Below are 15,417 nucleotides of genomic sequence, written 5' to 3'. Positions count from 1 at the left end.
CTTGTGTTTGATGATGCGATCATTAGTATGGATCATGGGGTTTATCCTTGGTTTTGCTTTTAGATTTAGGCACCTTCATCAAAACTGGTAAACCCCTCTTTTTCAAGAGGATGTGTCAGATTTGGTCTGAACTAATCCATCTAAGAAGACTGGCTCAATAGCCCCCTTTTAGGGGGCCGAGGGCAATTCCGCATTCTAAGAATGCGGATTTTTACTAACCGTCAAACCTTAACGCTTTGCCTGTCACAACCCGCTTATCCGGCAGTAACTTGCAGGACGGATGTCACAGAACCATCTAAACCCCCGCAAATTTTACTGAACATCTTTGATGTTTCTTCTAATTAGCGGGCATCCATAAAACCTCTCTTTCTGTTGGTATCTCTTGATCTTCAACTTGGTGCGCAGAGGATAATACGTAATCCCAGTCTCTAAGAATCGCTCGGTAAAACAGGTCTTTAGATATATGTCTTGCTGATTTTTCATCATAAAAGGTTCTTTTATCCCAGCGTCTTAAGTCCAAGGACTCTAATTCGGTGACAGACAAATTCCTAAGGCGGTAAAATGGAGTAAATCCTGTTGGGCGAATCACAACATTATAATCCCTCAATAAAGAAATCATATAGCGAATATCCTTATCTTTCTGACCTGGATACCCAATCATCAGAAAAGCTTCAGGGATAATTTTATTATCCAACATTGCCTTCAGACAACGAATTAAATGCGACTGTTCTCCTTTTGGTCCTAGCTTTCGATTTAATGACATCGTCTCTAAACCAAAGCCTATCATCCAACATCCAGAACCTTTAATGGAATCAATTAAATCTGTAGTCAAGTTGTTTAAAATTGCAATGGATCGCCACTGTGGTGCAGATTTCATTGAGGCGATAGCTTCAGAGAAATCTGACATCCAGCCTGGATCACCCGCAATATCAGGTGTATGCAACTTAACCATACCCGCAAAGTGCTTAGTGCGCTCAATCCAGCTAATTACCTGATCTATACTTCTTCGGCGATCTTTCACCCCTTCTTTCTTAGGCACGGGGCAATAGGTGCAGTTGGTACCACAACCCCTTGATACGGTAAATGATGTCTCGAAGGGTTTATCCTTTTTCTTCTCAGTGTAATATTTTAAATATGCGTCAATAGGTAATTGACTTAGGGCAGGCCATCCCCAATTGTCTGCAGAGACATTTAGCCCGGAAGATTTAGGCGGTTTTCCGAAGGCCATCAATCCCGGATATTGCAACACCTCCTTCCTATGCAACTTAAGTACCCCGTCGACTGCCGATTCGGGGTCTCCCGAAAGATGAACATACTCAATCTCAGACCTAACAAAGAATTGAGGGATAAAAAATGTCGCATCTCCATAAACAAAGACCTCTGTTTTCGGAGAAATAGATTTTAACACACCCGCCAGATAAACTACTTCAGGAGCGTCAGATACCCTGGTATAGAAAATTACCAAGTCCACTTTTTCGCAAAACTTCCCAATAATCTCGAAATTTGTCGCCCCTTCTAAGACAGCATCAAAGTACTCGACTTCAATACCTTCCATACTAGAGAGGTAACCTACCAGCTCCCCAATTTCTGTAAAACGCCGGAAAAGGTTCAACTTGAATTCAGGAGCCCCAGATGGAGATAAAAACAGGATTTTCACTTGATACACCTAAAGTATAAATTGGCCGTTGGTTTGTTTGGATCTCTTTCAGTAATAACGGTCACGTTGCTCCCACCGTATTTTTTCCATATTGCACCCAGAGCACCCTCACTAGCCCCCCTAAACTTACCAGAAATAAGCTTGTCGGCAGTTTCAACATGGAAACTTCTTCCGGCCTTACCTCTTATTTGTTCAAGTATTTTCTTATCCACATCCGATGATAATGCTCGACCTACAAATGATCCTCCTGGTTTTAGTAAAAGCACAACTGTTGCCATCAAGCCTTCAAACTGCTCAATATTGGAAAAAGCATGAAGAGAATTATTCATATAAACGATATCAGAAGAATTCGGTGAGCCTTTCACCCTGTTGACATCTCCCAATATCATATGATCATTTGGATCGCTGAAAAATTTTGACAGGCGACCGTACGCTTTACAAAAGTGCTCAGGATCTTTTTCAACAAAATACAGATTTTTTGGGAAAACAATTCCTTTATCTAGCAAATACCATAAATCGTTACCAACGCCTCCACATAACTCCCAAAAAGTCATCGAAGGGTGAATTTCAGAAATATTAAATACATCTGACGGGTAGCTATCAATGTAAACTCTTGAGCCAAGGTTTGAAAAATATCTTGGTGTTGATTTCACTTCTCTATTACCATCTGCAAACTATCGCGCGACTTACCATTTCTTTTCAAAATAGTCTTCTTGATTCTAATCACTCTGGAGAACCCCGCTTTAATAACTTGCTCTTGTAACTCACCAATCGTAAAATATTTTCTTATTTGCCCTTTGTACTTTGGATCTGTCAAGGTCATTGAGTGCCCCTTAATAACAGAATCAGGTTTACATTCTGCAAGATAGCGCATCTCATTAAGGTTCATGGTTTCACATTCCCTCTGGGCATTACGGTAGACGCAAGGCTCTCTAACTATCCCTTTAACATGCATATTACAACCAAAAGCCCGAGTGGTAATCAAAGCTCGTGACCTTGCTTTAAGTGCGCTATGAATCCCCCTCAAGACATTAAATGCGCCATTTGACTTCATTTGCTGAATCAAACCAAGGCAAACCGCAGCTTTAAACGACTGCGCTCTAATCGGCAAAAGTGTAGCATCGGCTACAATTAATTTAGACGTCGGCTTAATTACCGCCAATGCCCTTAAAACCCCTATTTTTGATAAGTCAACCCCGACTACGCGATATCCATAGTTTTCTATTGTCTTGGCGGAGGCACCATTTCCGCAGCCGACATCTAAAACCATTTCATCTTCATGCAAATAGGAGCACTCGTCCAAGAACTCAATTAACTCTTCTTTAACGGGTACTTTACGGCTACTCCAAATCGAGTCCCAATTTCCCAACATCCCCTCACATCTCCTATCTCTTGACGGGTAAACCTTTCTAACTAAATTCCATTAGCATTAAGTCTATATTGTTTTGCAAATACTCAACGATCAAATTTGTGTCAAATACATGCCTGTAAGAAACTAAAGAAGATCAATAACAAGACCAAGATGATAAAGTGCTCTTCAGCCACCTTATTGACTCTTAAAGGAATAGATCGCGATTCACAACAAGGTACTAAAAATAGGGAAGGGAAGGAAAGAACACACTGCGTTCTGGACCGTATGAGGCATGGATACCGATTTCGAGCTTACAGAGATGTATTCACAGCAAGTCTCGAGTGCAGTGTATTCTTTCCTTCTGAGCCAGTAGTACAGCTCTAGAAGAGCATCAAACAGAAAACACATGTAGACAATGATAAAACGAGACTAAACTTTCAAGCTTTCCGGCTTCACTGAACTGGATGACGCCTACCTTGGTAGTGAGCATACCGAATCTGATCCGGGATACAGATTTTCACTAAATAAATGCTTGCTAGCTTGGCTCGTCTTTCTGAAATCTTGATTTTCGCCGTTGGTAATGAAGGGTAGCCACTACCAGCAACAATAAAAGATTAATCGCGATCATTAGCCAAGGCCTGGAGGCTATGGGAAATATGCGCAGAACGAATGGTATTAAGGGGATAGAGAAACCAACGGTGGCGACTACCGTAAAGAAATAAAAAATAACAAACCCCCACACCCGATATGTCAGCAAGCCAATGGCGCTGAGGGCAGCCAAAACTAACAGTAGAAATGCCAAAGCCGCGGCAACTGGGGATGATTGAACACTGACTACTAGTGAAAAGATTTGCCAATGCTCAATAGAAGTCAGAATAACAAGTCCACCAATAATTCGAGCTATGTCTGCTGGCTGGACTACCATTAAATTCATTTGCCTTTGATATTTGGTTCGGGGGTGCTATTGAATCACAATTATAAGATAAAATTTCAACCTTTGAAACCCTAAGCTAATCCTCAAAAACTCAAGCTGCTCAATATATTATATGTAAACTCAGCATCAATTATTAACCTCGTTAATAACTTCAGGACCCAATGCCCTATTCAGCACCGCAGCTAACCCCAACCCCGCCCTGTTGCAAGTACAACTCCACTGAGCCCCTGCTATACAGAAAGCACTTTTCTCCCAACTGGGTTTCTTTGGTATAAGCCAACTGGTGGGATTCCTGGACCCAATGCTCCTCCCTGGTGGATTGCCACAACAGCCAACCAGCCTCAGCGCCGTGCTGGGAGCAGATTTTATTTTTACCGAAACAGATGGCAGCTACTAAAAAGCGGGAAGGAAAGAACACACTGCGCTAGGGACCGTATGAGGCATGGATGCCGATTACGAGCTTACAGGGATGTATTCACAGCGCGTTTCGAGTGCAGTGTTCTTTCCTTCTGACCCAGTAGTATGTGGGAGAAAGTTACGGGGTTGTTGAAGAGAAGGAAGTTGAAGCGATCAAACTCACCGCACAGCTTGAAAGTATTTTGCTCGATCCGGTCTATACCGGCAGAGGGATGGCAGTCCTTATCGATATGATTTGTAAGGGTGTTATAACGGCCGAGGATACTGCGCTGCTTTGGCACACAGGCGGCACTCCTTCCCTGTTTGTTCATGCGGATGATTTGGCAGATACAGGTTAGTAAAAAAACACATTAGCTAAGTTGAATATATCAAAACCTCTTCTAAGCTCATTTCAACAAAAATAAAATCCCAGGAGTGGTCTATGTTTCAATATCGGTATGCAGTGCGGACAATTTTTTTTCTGTTATTCAATCTCATGTTGGCAGGCTCAGCCCATGCATCCATAAGTCTTGTATGGGTTGCAAGGAGCGAGCCGGAAACCAATGATTTTCCGGTGGATGATCTTCCCAAGGAGTGGCAAGCCTGGTGTGGCAGTCAAGAGTGTGATGCCGTCGCCAAGCTGCAGCTTAGAAGTGCCGTGACTGAGCGTGTTATTGGTGAAGTGTATTCCTGGAGCAAGTCTCTACGAATCGGTACTCAATCGCTTTGTTTTGATGAGTTTCTGATCTTCCGTTTTTCCTTGGGTGATCTTTATACGGTAAGCAATGAACAAGGCGCTTGCGGCGGGTTTATGGATGCGGATTTATACCCGCCACTTAACGATAACGGTCTAGTTCTTGGTGGTGGTTCAGATGGCAGCATTGTCGGTGGGACCGGCTTTTTCGGATTGGCAGAAGGGAATTACACCTCACGACTTTTCCTGGAATATATCGAACAGGACCCGGCATTCTACAACGAACTCCTGTTCCGCGTTTCCATTTACTGATCTAATAAAAGATGTAGTGCATAAGGGCAGACCAATTGTACTGTTCATCAGAGCGGATACGGTCCGCCCAGACTGTAGACTCAGCCAAGTGAGGTTCCCCTACTTTTTTTAGCAGGGTTTCTACCTCGGTGGCCACTTGTGGATTTAGGTAGTGCCAAGCGATTTCTCCGGCTACATTTTTGGGGATGGTAGCAGGGGGCGAGGTCTCCTCTATGTGCCTGCAGGCCTAGACGATGCAAATGTCGTTTTCAGTGATGACTTCGATACCGACACCCTCTTCGCCTGGGTGGATTCCGAAGACCTGGATAGCGGCACCATGGAGCGTAACGCTCTCGCCAGTGATTGGTGGACCAAGTTTGATTTGCGCATAGATCAGGAACTACCCGGCTGGAGGGCAGAAGACAAGGTCAACGCCTACTTAGTTATCGAAAACCTGGGCAATCTGCTAAATGACGATTGGGGCGTAATGTACGAAGGCGCCTTCCCTCGCTATCAGGCTGCAGTGGATGCAAGCATCGATGATCAAGGCCGCTATGTCTTTAACGAATTTAACGACCCGCCTGGTCAAACTCGAGTTAGCGACGCTTCCCGGTGGAGTCCACGTATGGGTATCCGTTACGAATTCTAACCATCAAAAAAGCCGCGGCAAATGCTGCGGCTTCTCTATACCCTTCTCAGCTATACCAACACTGAAATTGAGATTTATGAACTACCGAGCCAACGGGCCAAGGTCTCACGGAGCAGATCCTTGCTTAAAGGTTTGGTCAGATAATCATCCATCCCTGCCGCCAAGCAACGCCCCTCAAACTGCTCTTCAGTAGTACTGGTGAGCGCAACGATAGGCAGGCGATCATCAGGTAGATGCTCCGTCTCCCAGCGACGCAATCTCTCAATAATCTCAGCACTGTGATCCGTATTTTGCTGGCAATCCACCAGAACCAGATCGTAGTGTCCCTCGGAGAGACGCAATAGCGCCTCATCTCCATTACCGGCGATATCTACCTTGTAGCCAAGTGCCTGTAGCATTTCCTCGGTTACCCACTGGTGCGGTCGGGACTCCTCCACTAGCAGTAAGGTGTACTGACGTGGTTGGTCCGCACCACCGGTAATAACACGGCGAGTGCTCTTTTTGGCTCCCCCAAAGAGTCGTTCCACTATGACATCATGCAACTCCTTGCGCGTTACCGGACGGCCCAAATATAGAGCGGAAGGAACTGCATTGTGCAATTGGGTAAATTGGGACTTCTGACCAAATCCGCCCAAACAAATCACGGGGCACTCCCTGCCTTCAGTATGAGCCTTATACAAATAAGGAGATATGGAATTAAAAAGGGTTTCATCCCCCATAGCAGGCACCAGGATCACCAACTGGTTGCGTTCTAACGCCTGTTTTAGCAGCTTCTGGACTTCACATTCGCAGCCTTCGCACCAGCGCAGGGATTTAACATCCATGCCAAATGAGCGCAGCACCTGGACCAGCCCGGAGATAAACAAACCTTTTTGGTGAATCATTAGGACTTCACTGTCCTGCAGGCGCCGATCGGGGGAGAGATAAGTACGCTGGTTAGGCTCCATACTGAACTTGATCACCACCTGATAGCGATTGCCATCGGGAGTGGAGTGCAACTGCAGATAGCCACCCATTGCTTCCGCCAAGCCTTTGGCGATAGAGAGTCCAAGACCGGTTGTTACTTGAGTGGTATCCATCCGCGAGAAAGCGCCGAACAGCTCGCTCTCATCAGGGAGAATCTCGCCACGCCCATCATCCATCAGGGTAATATTCAGCTGTCCTTCCACTGAGGTGATTGGCGTAAAACCCACCTCCCCCCAAAGTTCACCGCGTTGGGCAATACCCGTTGCTGAATCCACTAAGTTACGGATAAGCTGAGCGACTTTGCGGTTGTCCCCAGTAACCATCACCGGCAGGGTGTCATCAATCTGAAAATTAAATTCAAGGTCCTGGCCGTGGGCCGCACGTGCGGCAAATTTAAAGGACTTTTCAATAGTTTTAACCAGGTTAAATGGCCCCTGACGTAAACGAATGTCCTTGCGTGCCACACGGGTAAACAGTCCTACATTGTCTACCAGCTTGAGTTGTTGGCTGCCAGCAGTCTTGGCCAATTCCACCCACTCACGCTGGCGCTCGCTTAAAGGCTCCGCCTCCAGGAGAGAGAGCGCGCCAAGGGCATCAGACAGCTGGCTGCGAAATTCCTGGCCAATATTGACGATAAACTCATTAGTCAATTCAACGGCAGCTTCAGAATGCTTACGTGCCGCTGCAAGGCTGCTGGCGCGCTGTTGCAACTCTTGCATTGCCGACAATCGCTCCCAGTAATTTTCCGATTCACGCCGCCCCTGGTGTGCAGTCAACCAGATAAATGCCAAAGTCAGGGTGCCGTAAATTGTACCGAGGATCATTCCTGAAAAGAGTGCCATTAACGCCGCGGGCAACAGAGAGGTAGCAGTAAACCAAGTGAGGAAGCGATGATATGGGGAAAATACTGTGGTGACGCTGGAACAAAAAATCACCGAGTAAATCCACAGAAAATGCGTCTCCGGTGCAAACCCCATCAGATAGACAAAGTAGAATAGGGTCACGCCCCACCAGATAGAGCCAAGAATGGAGACGAAGAAATAATGATCTCGCCAGCGGTTCGGTCCTGCACTATAGAGCGAGTCAAAGCGGAATACGTAGTACCCTCTAAGCAGGGTAAGCACTACCAATCCACCCCCCAGAATCAGTAGCAAGCGCGGTGCCTCAAGACGCATATCGCCAATCGTGGCGGCAATCAAAAAAGCACACAGGGAGAGCAGCATGCCGCGCCGACTGTACTTGGCGATACGCATATCGGTGGCGCGACAGATACGTCTGTCTTTCTGCACCTTCAGTTCAGGGCGATCAAATAGTGGCATTTCGATCTTCCCTGGAACACTGAGTATTCGGTGACATAAAGCCCCCTAGCCTATCCCAAGTACTTCAACGAGTACCGTTTTTATAATAAATCCGAGCAACCCCAGGCCCAGAGCAAGAAACAGGATAAAGGTCCCGAACCTCCCCGCCTTAGACTCCTTAGCCAGATTCCAAACAATAAACACCATAAACAGGATAAGTGCGCCAATGCCCAACCATAGGGAGTACTCTTCAAACTGCTCGAACGTCATGCGGCTCTTCGCTCAAAAATTTGGCGCGCATTGTACAGTGCTTATGGGCCGTAGGTAAGGCTTGGCAAAATACAGTCGAACAGCGTACCATTTGCGTATGACTGCCCATTCATGCCCCCTGATAGTAGTCTCCATCCTCTTGGGCATGAGTGCCGCAACGCAGGCGGCGCACCTCTTTCTCCCGGTAGCGACTATCATGCCAGCACCGTGGGAGTGGCTCACCGGACAGGAAGCAAAGATCTGTTTTGTCAAAAACTTCAGGATCCTGGATCTCTTCACCCCACAGATAGCGGCCAACCACTGTTAACTCATAAGGATTGGAAAGCGTAACAACATCGGCCACTTCGACCAAATGCTTGGTGGTTACGTCTTTAAAAAGCATAGTGGCACCCTTTTCCTCTTTCTGATTTTAGTATAGGGCTTTTGGCGGCATTTCCTACGGAATCTGTGAATAGACGCGGTGATACCCAAGGGCATCTCATATTGGAGGACGGGGTCGATGTGTACTGTTTCACCCTTGGCAAGCTGTGTAGAGCAGGTTAAAGGGAAGCTGCGCCCCTAGGAGCCGTTGGCAACCGGCTATTTTTAGGGGCGGCTATAGGATCAACCTTCAATTGTCAGGCGTGCGGAGACCATACCCTGCTCTGGCAGAGCATCCAGGTTAATAGTGCGCACACCAAGCTGCTCTTTTATCAGTTGGTTTAGCCAAGGTTGCAGATCCTGGTAGCGAACTTCCTCAATCCAGAGGCGAATTCGGTTATCCCCCTCGGGTTCAAAGCGTTTAATGGCGATCTGGTTACTCTTTGCCGCAGTGGTCACCCTTTGCAAGAGAGTTCCGGATGCCTTGCCAGGTCCACTGTTGGGCTTGATACGCGCCAATACCGGACGCTGGGACTCCATCCACTGAACCAGCTCACTTGCCTCCTCAGCGCGAATACGGGACTCATCAAAGAACCCCTTTGCCGGGCTATACAAGCCATAGACTATGAATAGCCCGCCGACAAACAAACCCAGGAGTAAAAGCGCACGCTGGTCACTAGAAGACAGCGCTTGCCACTTTTGCTTCCACTGTTCGATTTGCTCTTTCATGCTTCAATAACTTCCAAACTTTTTATACTTTTAAGCATGTCGCCATCAGCGCACACGAACCCGCCCCGATACACCTTTTTTTAACTCATTTGCACCGAGCAAATCTGCACGCAAACCATTACCGGATAATTTACTCACAAAGGTATCCAGTTCGGACAGGTTGGAAGCCTGCAGCTGCAGGACCATTTCGCCACGCTGCCCATCAAAGCGCAGGGATTGTAACTTGAGCTCCTTACCTCTCTGCTCTGTCCAGACCTTACTCAATTGCTGCATCTGCGTAGTAAAAGCACCGCCTTGATTACCCGCATTTTTAAGAAAACCATCGAGCTGTCGGCGCAACTGCGCCGAGGGGCGGGTATTGGGGAACAATTCCGTAAACATAATACGAGCCTGTTCTTCGGCCTGCTCCGCCTGCCATTGGAAATAGGCCCCAGCGCCGACAAAGAACAGCAGTTGAGCGGCAAAGCAAAATGCAGCGACTTTTGCCGGTTTCAGCCACCAGACACCCTCTCCTTCTCCACCGGAGAGTTGGTAATCGCCACTCAGTAAATTACTCAGCTTGCCCGGCTTGTAGCGCTCCAGGAACACCTCTTCCGGAGCCCGCTGGTTGCGCTGCAAGTGCTCGCCGAATAGCGTCTCGAGTTCACCGACGATCAACCCATCATTTTCACCTGCACCTAGCAGCAGAAGTTCTTTTTCCTCAGGTTCTTCGCCATCCCCTTCCGACTCCTCCACCGGCTCACTGCCACCCATTAATGAACTGAGCATTGACTGGAGGTATTCACGGCGAACAGAGAGCCCCTGCCCGCTCTCCTGCCAGATATGGGCCTGCTGCCCATCTAGCCAAAGGGATAAGTCGCTCTCAAACATCCCCAGCAACTGGTATTCCGCAACAGCGGCAACCAACGGCCAATTTAATCGTTCTACCTGGCTATGCAGGGCCGACATTTTCTCCCTGGCAATCGCATAAACACTACAGAGGTCACCTTCCTTCGGAGTACAGATAAAGTGCAGGTCCTCAACGTCTTCCGCCAGGTGCTCTTCCACCATGTAACCGATGGCGTTAGTCTGGCGTCGTGCCGCCTTAGGAATGGCTTCGACCCCACTCCAAACCCAGTTACCCGGCAATAGAAGCAGGGCCTTAGCGTCTTCGGCAAAAGTTAGGACCGGAGCTTCACCAGAGGTAGCTGTTGTTTCATGTTTGGGGTTGAAGGCTGAAATAAACTCATCATCCAGCGCCACCAGCTGCCATAAACCGTCCAGCCACTGGTGTAGAGTCAGCGCTTTATCAGCACTCTCTGTGAGTCTAAGTAGCACCAGCGAGGGCTTTGGTGGAGCCGCAGGCATGCCGATTTCATTCAGGCTTTTCTTTTTAAACATACGATCTTATTGACTACCTACTATCTTCACTTTCTTCTGCGGTGCCGTCATAGTCGAGTAGCTCCTGCATCATTGCACCGGAGAAAGTACGGCGCTGGCGCTGTACCACTTTCACTGCTCCATCACCACTTTCGTCGAGCCACAGTGAAGTTTCCCAGTACTGGCGATAGTCGAGGCCATCCCCCAATTGGACAGCAATGCGCGCCAAAAAGTGCTGGCTATGGAAATCAAAGTGGGTTGTCTTGGTGATGTTGTACGACGATAGATCTCCTGAATCGCTCAGGATACCTCCGGATTCACGGAACTGCTCCAGCTTGGCGACACTCGCCGAAGGGTCTACTGCCTCAATTAGCTCCTGAGAAGCGAAATTGATGTTAATTTTCGTATCACTTTCTGGCAATGCGCAGAGGAAAGGGGCAAGTTTCTGCCAATCCTCTACTTCGATTCCCTGCACTGAAGACAGTTCGGAAATATCAGTAATCAGGGTATCGGGGGTACGGTGAGCAACCTCTCCGCCCAGATAACCGTCATCCTCTGTTGCCGAAGAGCGCGGAGTATCGTTGTCATCAACCCAATCGGCGATAGTCACCGCCAAGTCTGATTTTCCGGTGACATTACCCACCAGCCTACGAAATATTTCCAACTGATCATTAGCAGAGCTATCAACGAGATTATTCACATTAAAACATGAATGTAAGTCTTTGATATTTATTCGGATTTTTCCATTATCCGGATTGAACTGCAGTGCCGGCGAGGCCCAGGCTTCCAGCATGTGGTCCGCTGGCTCTGTCGCCTCCTTATCTTCCTCATAATCTTTGAGTAGAGCCAACCTGCTCCAGGCCTCAGCACCCTCGACAAACTCAGCCAACTGAGTGTTGGCTAGTAGTGCGCCACTGCGATTAATTGCAATTTGATCCCGCGTAATGGCATGGGAGACCAGGGCAATGGCTATTACCATTACCAACAATACCGTAATCAGTGCGACACCCTGTTGATGGCCAAGAGTTTTCACGGCTTATCTCCGCTCATCATCTTCGTCATCGGGGCTGCCGCCAGGGTCGTTCGGCCCACCTGGGGTGCTTGGGGTAGAAGTGAATTCAGCCGTGGGGAATGGGAATACTCTACGGATTTCACCATACTGCCGAGTGAGCAGTATGAACTCAATGGCCTTCGGTAGCCGGTTATCGGCACTATTGGATGATGCTGTAGTACCGACTGGAGGCCACTGGATAACCCAGGCTTCGGTTTCCGGGTCGAAGTAGCGCAGAGAGAGGCTCTCGACCCCCGTCATCAAAGGCTCAACAGTGGGCTCCGAGTCGGGCCCACGATCCAGGACCTGCCAGCGACTACGCAGAAGCAACGCACCTGAGTCCTCTTCCTGAGCGAAAGAGTCACGCTCATCTGTTTCCGGGTAGCCGATGCTATATCCGAGCCGTTGCAGTTCACCTCGAGGCTCATTGGTTAAATTGGCGGCACCCAGACGAGTAAATTCAAATTCATCCTCATCACCGCGCAACGCCGCTTCATAACCGCTATAGGCATTTTTGATGGGCCTCGCCGTCAGCTGGCGCAGGTCATCTTCCAAGCGGTATAGGGCCATTGAGAAACGGCGCAATTCCTCAGCGCGCTGCTCCACGGCATGGTCAGTGCCCCTAAAAACATCCAGCAGGGAAAAAGAGCCAACACTGATAATGGCTACCAGCACCAGCACAACCAGTACTTCGACAAGAGTAAAGCCAGACTGGCGATCTAATTGGTGGGTCGTCATTCCAGTTACTCCTGCGCCGCCCAAGCATCCAATGTCAGGGTCGGATTTTCAGCTTCGGGATAGCCCACCTCGATAACAATATGCCGCAGGCGCTCTTCACTGGTCGCTTCCACTCGAGCGGTTACTTCCCACTCCCGTTGAGCAAAACTGACCTCTTCCTTTTTCTCACCCAGCGGAGGCCAGGGAGTCTGCAGGCGCACTTGGGATAGTATTTGCTGTGCCACCCAGTTGGCGGCGAGTCGCTCTTCCATAATCCGCTGCTGGCGGACACTGCGCTGCATGGCCTGCAATACACTAGCGGCAATGACCCCAAAGATCACCAGCGCAACCAGCACCTCCACCAAGGTGAATCCACCCTGGGAAGTGAAGCGCTTGTGATTAAAATTCATCGGCCTGCCACTCTAGTTGCAGGCCGTATAGGCTGTTATAGGAAATCGTAGCGCCCCGAGCAAAATCGCCATCCTCAACCAGATAAACAGCTAACTCCACCGGAAGGACTTCCCCACTGGAAAGCGCGACAAATTGAGGTTTGGCGCTCTCTTCAATTGAGTTCTCCTCTTCAGCAAACTCAGTGGATTCCGTCGAGGGCAGTTCCGCTTCGGCAATAACTTCAAGGCGCACATTGGGCGGAAACTCGTGGGCCGCAAAACGCTGGCCGCGATTACCGACTGCTGCAGCATCAGGCTCCTGCCAAGTCAAAGTGGTAGGATCGAAACGCACTACGGTATAAGACTCTGGCTCCAGCACCACTCCGTAGTGAGCCTTATCAATCAGAGCGCGATCGGCGACCAGTTGCAATAGTGCGGAAAGGCGCTGTACCTCCCCTTCCCAAACTCGCGCACCGGAACTGCCCAGGGACATAATGGCCATCCCGGCGAGCGTGGCAATAATCACAATCACCACCAGGATCTCAACCAGGGTGAAACCGCGATTGCGCGTGAGTCTCTTTTGCGTAAGTCGCCTGTACATCAGGTGCTTTTACCGGGGTTACAGATCAGCAGCAAAAATATCTGCGGCTTCACCTTCGCCACCGGGCTTGCCATCGGAGCCCAGGGAGAAGAGGTCAAAGGCACCGGTGCTACCGGGGCTGATGTACTGGTATTCATTGCCCCAAGGGTCCTTCGGCGCTTTCTTCAGGTAGGGCTCGGTCCAGTTCTTAGCTTCAGGGAAGCCCGAGGGGCGGCTCACCAATGCAGTCAAACCCTGGTCTGAACTCGGGTAAACGAAGTTATCCATACGATACATATCAAGTGCAGTCTCGATCGCACGCAGGTCTACTTGAGCCGCCTTCATGCGCGCCTCACCGGTTCTACCTAGTACATTGGGTACCACCAGGGCACCGAGTACACCGAGAATCACGATCACCACCATGATTTCGATCAGCGTAAAACCACCGCTTCTACGTAAACTTTTCATTTTCATCTCCTCTTTACCCGAGTTGAGAGTTTTTTAATATTTACACGACCAGTTCATTCATGCTCAGGATCGGCATCATAATGGCCATTACGATAAATAGTACGATAGCGGCCATGACCAGCAACATAAGTGGTTCGAACAAGCTCACAAAAGCGGTAACCGCACCCTGCAAATCCTGCTCCTGGGATTCCGCCGCCCTTTGCAACATCTCATCCAGAGTCCCGGAAGACTCACCACTGGCAATCATGTAGATCATCATTGGTGGGAAATAGCCAACATCCTCTAGCGCCTTGTGCAGGCTACCACCTTCACGCACTGACTTCTGTGCAGCTTCCAGGCGATCCTTAAGGAAGTCATTGGTCATTACCCCGCCGGCAATCCCCATGGCCTGCACCAAAGGCACACTACTGCCAGTAAGAATCGCCAGGGTACCCACATAGCGGGCACTCTGAGCACCACGCACCATCCAGCCGATGATTGGCAGCTCCAACAGGCGGTGATGAAAGCGAAAACGCACAGCCGGACGTCGCAGCATAAAGATAACGCCCGCAATAATCGCACCTAAGGCGGGCGGTACCAGCCAACCCCAAGCGGAAATGAAGTCACTTAACGAGACCAGGATCCGGGTGGCAAGCGGCAATACTTGGCCAGTGCCAGTGAATACTTCGATCACATCGGGTACCACGTACACCATCAATCCTGTGACCACCAGAATACAGATAAATACCAACACTACCGGGTAGATCAAAGCCAACTGTACTTTCTGTCGAAATTGCTGCTGGCCTTCTGTGTAGTCTCCAAGGCGCTCCAATACTGAATCCAGGTGGCCGGAGTGCTCACCTGCCTCCACTGTAGCGCGGTAGAGCTTCGGAAAAGCACGAGGAAAGCTGCCCAGGGCCAGTGCGAAACTGTGCCCCTCCAGAATTTTACCCCGTACAGCCAGCACTACCCGACGAATTTTCTGATTGCGGGTCTGGTTGGCGATAGCCCCCAGAGTTTCCTCCAGAGGGATACCGGCGCGCAACAGGGTCGCAATCTGCCGTGTCAGCAGGGCCAGGTTTTTAATGCTGAGGCCGGGACTGCCGGACATAATTCCGCCAGCACTCTTTTCAGTCTGTTCAGCGGCGGGAGCCACGTCCAGGGGCACCATACCTTTTGCACGTAATTGTTGGCGCGCGGAGCGAGCGCTGTCGGCCTCCAGGGTCCCCTTACTCTTTCGACCGGATGCCGCCAGAGCCGTATATTCAAATGCTGCCAC

18 protein-coding genes are annotated in these 15,417 nt (G+C 49.2%); 3 read left to right on the top strand and 15 right to left on the bottom strand.

The features are described from left to right. Positions 1-337 precede the first annotated feature (337 nt). Genes ACCI49_RS14130 through ACCI49_RS14120 form a run of 3 tightly spaced genes read right to left on the bottom strand, consistent with a single transcriptional unit; the run spans position 338 to position 3,029 of the window. Entirely contained in the window at positions 338-1,657 is a 1,320-nt protein-coding gene (locus ACCI49_RS14130) for a B12-binding domain-containing radical SAM protein (protein WP_371839668.1), read from the bottom strand. Next, positions 1,654-2,310, bottom strand: a complete 657-nt coding sequence (locus ACCI49_RS14125; RefSeq protein ID WP_371839667.1) for a class I SAM-dependent methyltransferase — start codon at positions 2,308-2,310, stop codon at positions 1,654-1,656. The genes ACCI49_RS14130 and ACCI49_RS14125 overlap by 4 nt, the downstream gene beginning before the upstream one ends. After that, entirely contained in the window at positions 2,307-3,029 is a 723-nt protein-coding gene (locus ACCI49_RS14120; RefSeq protein ID WP_371839666.1) for a class I SAM-dependent methyltransferase, read from the bottom strand. Before ACCI49_RS14120 ends, ACCI49_RS14125 begins: the two co-directional genes overlap by 4 nt. A 1,437-nt stretch (positions 3,030-4,466) precedes the next feature. Here ACCI49_RS14120 and ACCI49_RS14115 point away from each other — a divergent pair. Further along, the gene (locus ACCI49_RS14115) at positions 4,467-4,697 is read left to right on the top strand and encodes a PALP domain-containing protein (RefSeq protein ID WP_371839665.1); all 231 of its coding nucleotides are present in this window, start codon (positions 4,467-4,469) and stop codon (positions 4,695-4,697) included. Between the two features lie 83 nt (positions 4,698-4,780). After that, positions 4,781-5,344, top strand: coding sequence for a hypothetical protein (locus ACCI49_RS14110; RefSeq protein ID WP_371839664.1), 564 nt, complete (start codon positions 4,781-4,783; stop codon positions 5,342-5,344). Between the two features lies 1 nt (position 5,345). Here ACCI49_RS14110 and ACCI49_RS14105 read toward each other — a convergent pair whose 3' ends face one another. Beyond that, positions 5,346-5,480, bottom strand: coding sequence for a hypothetical protein (locus ACCI49_RS14105; protein ID WP_371839663.1), 135 nt, complete (start codon positions 5,478-5,480; stop codon positions 5,346-5,348). Positions 5,481-5,495: 15 nt separating this feature from the next. Here ACCI49_RS14105 and ACCI49_RS14100 point away from each other — a divergent pair, with 15 nt between their 5' ends. Then, the gene (locus ACCI49_RS14100; protein WP_371839662.1) at positions 5,496-5,972 is read left to right on the top strand and encodes a hypothetical protein; all 477 of its coding nucleotides are present in this window, start codon (positions 5,496-5,498) and stop codon (positions 5,970-5,972) included. Between the two features lie 74 nt (positions 5,973-6,046). Here the strand turns inward: ACCI49_RS14100 and ACCI49_RS14095 are convergent, their stop codons facing one another. The 11 genes from ACCI49_RS14095 to gspF all read right to left on the bottom strand — a co-directional run bounded on the left by ACCI49_RS14095 (position 6,047) and on the right by gspF (position 15,417). Further along, on the bottom strand, positions 6,047-8,257 hold the full coding sequence (locus tag ACCI49_RS14095; RefSeq protein WP_371839661.1) for a hybrid sensor histidine kinase/response regulator: 2,211 nt from the start codon (positions 8,255-8,257) through the stop codon (positions 6,047-6,049). 45 nt (positions 8,258-8,302) lie between these two features. After that, a complete protein-coding gene (locus ACCI49_RS14090; protein WP_371839660.1) occupies positions 8,303-8,506 on the bottom strand; it encodes a DUF2788 domain-containing protein in 204 nt (67 codons plus the stop codon). Positions 8,507-8,615: 109 nt separating this feature from the next. Next, positions 8,616-8,888 carry a hypothetical protein gene (locus ACCI49_RS14085; RefSeq protein WP_020412888.1) on the bottom strand — a complete coding sequence of 91 codons (273 nt, stop codon included), beginning with the start codon at positions 8,886-8,888 and terminating at the stop codon, positions 8,616-8,618. A 221-nt stretch (positions 8,889-9,109) separates the two neighbouring features. Further along, complete coding sequence (locus ACCI49_RS14080) at positions 9,110-9,595, bottom strand: type II secretion system protein M (protein WP_371839659.1); 486 nt, start codon at positions 9,593-9,595, stop codon at positions 9,110-9,112. A 45-nt stretch (positions 9,596-9,640) separates the two neighbouring features. Next, a complete protein-coding gene (gene gspL / locus ACCI49_RS14075; RefSeq protein ID WP_371839658.1) occupies positions 9,641-10,975 on the bottom strand; it encodes a type II secretion system protein GspL in 1,335 nt (444 codons plus the stop codon). 13 nt (positions 10,976-10,988) lie between these two features. Beyond that, complete coding sequence (gene gspK, locus ACCI49_RS14070) at positions 10,989-11,987, bottom strand: type II secretion system minor pseudopilin GspK (protein ID WP_371839657.1); 999 nt, start codon at positions 11,985-11,987, stop codon at positions 10,989-10,991. 3 nt (positions 11,988-11,990) lie between these two features. Continuing rightward, entirely contained in the window at positions 11,991-12,743 is a 753-nt protein-coding gene (gene gspJ / locus ACCI49_RS14065; RefSeq protein WP_371839655.1) for a type II secretion system minor pseudopilin GspJ, read from the bottom strand. Positions 12,744-12,748: 5 nt separating this feature from the next. Then, positions 12,749-13,132, bottom strand: a complete 384-nt coding sequence (gene gspI, locus ACCI49_RS14060) for a type II secretion system minor pseudopilin GspI (RefSeq protein WP_371839654.1) — start codon at positions 13,130-13,132, stop codon at positions 12,749-12,751. Next, entirely contained in the window at positions 13,122-13,712 is a 591-nt protein-coding gene (gene gspH, locus ACCI49_RS14055; protein ID WP_371839653.1) for a type II secretion system minor pseudopilin GspH, read from the bottom strand. The genes gspI and gspH overlap by 11 nt, the downstream gene beginning before the upstream one ends. An 18-nt stretch (positions 13,713-13,730) precedes the next feature. Next, positions 13,731-14,159 carry a type II secretion system major pseudopilin GspG gene (gene gspG, locus ACCI49_RS14050; protein ID WP_371839652.1) on the bottom strand — a complete coding sequence of 143 codons (429 nt, stop codon included), beginning with the start codon at positions 14,157-14,159 and terminating at the stop codon, positions 13,731-13,733. Positions 14,160-14,199: 40 nt separating this feature from the next. After that, entirely contained in the window at positions 14,200-15,417 is a 1,218-nt protein-coding gene (gene gspF, locus ACCI49_RS14045; RefSeq protein ID WP_371839651.1) for a type II secretion system inner membrane protein GspF, read from the bottom strand.

Origin of the sequence: Microbulbifer epialgicus (assembly GCF_041447265.1) — a bacterium.
GTDB lineage: Bacteria > Pseudomonadota > Gammaproteobacteria > Pseudomonadales > Cellvibrionaceae > Microbulbifer > Microbulbifer epialgicus.
This window is presented reverse-complemented; position numbering and strand designations above follow the sequence as displayed.

Coding starts and splice junctions, on each gene's coding strand:
- ACCI49_RS14120 (WP_371839666.1), bottom strand. CDS start 3,029: ATGTTGGGAAATTGGGACTCGATTTGGAGTAGCCGTAAAGTACCCGTT.
- ACCI49_RS14110 (WP_371839664.1), top strand. CDS start 4,781: ATGTTTCAATATCGGTATGCAGTGCGGACAATTTTTTTTCTGTTATTC.
- ACCI49_RS14095 (WP_371839661.1), bottom strand. CDS start 8,257: ATGCCACTATTTGATCGCCCTGAACTGAAGGTGCAGAAAGACAGACGT.
- ACCI49_RS14090 (WP_371839660.1), bottom strand. CDS start 8,506: ATGACGTTCGAGCAGTTTGAAGAGTACTCCCTATGGTTGGGCATTGGC.
- ACCI49_RS14085 (WP_020412888.1), bottom strand. CDS start 8,888: ATGCTTTTTAAAGACGTAACCACCAAGCATTTGGTCGAAGTGGCCGAT.
- ACCI49_RS14080 (WP_371839659.1), bottom strand. CDS start 9,595: ATGAAAGAGCAAATCGAACAGTGGAAGCAAAAGTGGCAAGCGCTGTCT.
- gspL (WP_371839658.1), bottom strand. CDS start 10,975: ATGTTTAAAAAGAAAAGCCTGAATGAAATCGGCATGCCTGCGGCTCCA.
- gspJ (WP_371839655.1), bottom strand. CDS start 12,743: ATGACGACCCACCAATTAGATCGCCAGTCTGGCTTTACTCTTGTCGAA.
- gspI (WP_371839654.1), bottom strand. CDS start 13,132: ATGAATTTTAATCACAAGCGCTTCACTTCCCAGGGTGGATTCACCTTG.
- gspH (WP_371839653.1), bottom strand. CDS start 13,712: ATGTACAGGCGACTTACGCAAAAGAGACTCACGCGCAATCGCGGTTTC.
- gspG (WP_371839652.1), bottom strand. CDS start 14,159: ATGAAAAGTTTACGTAGAAGCGGTGGTTTTACGCTGATCGAAATCATG.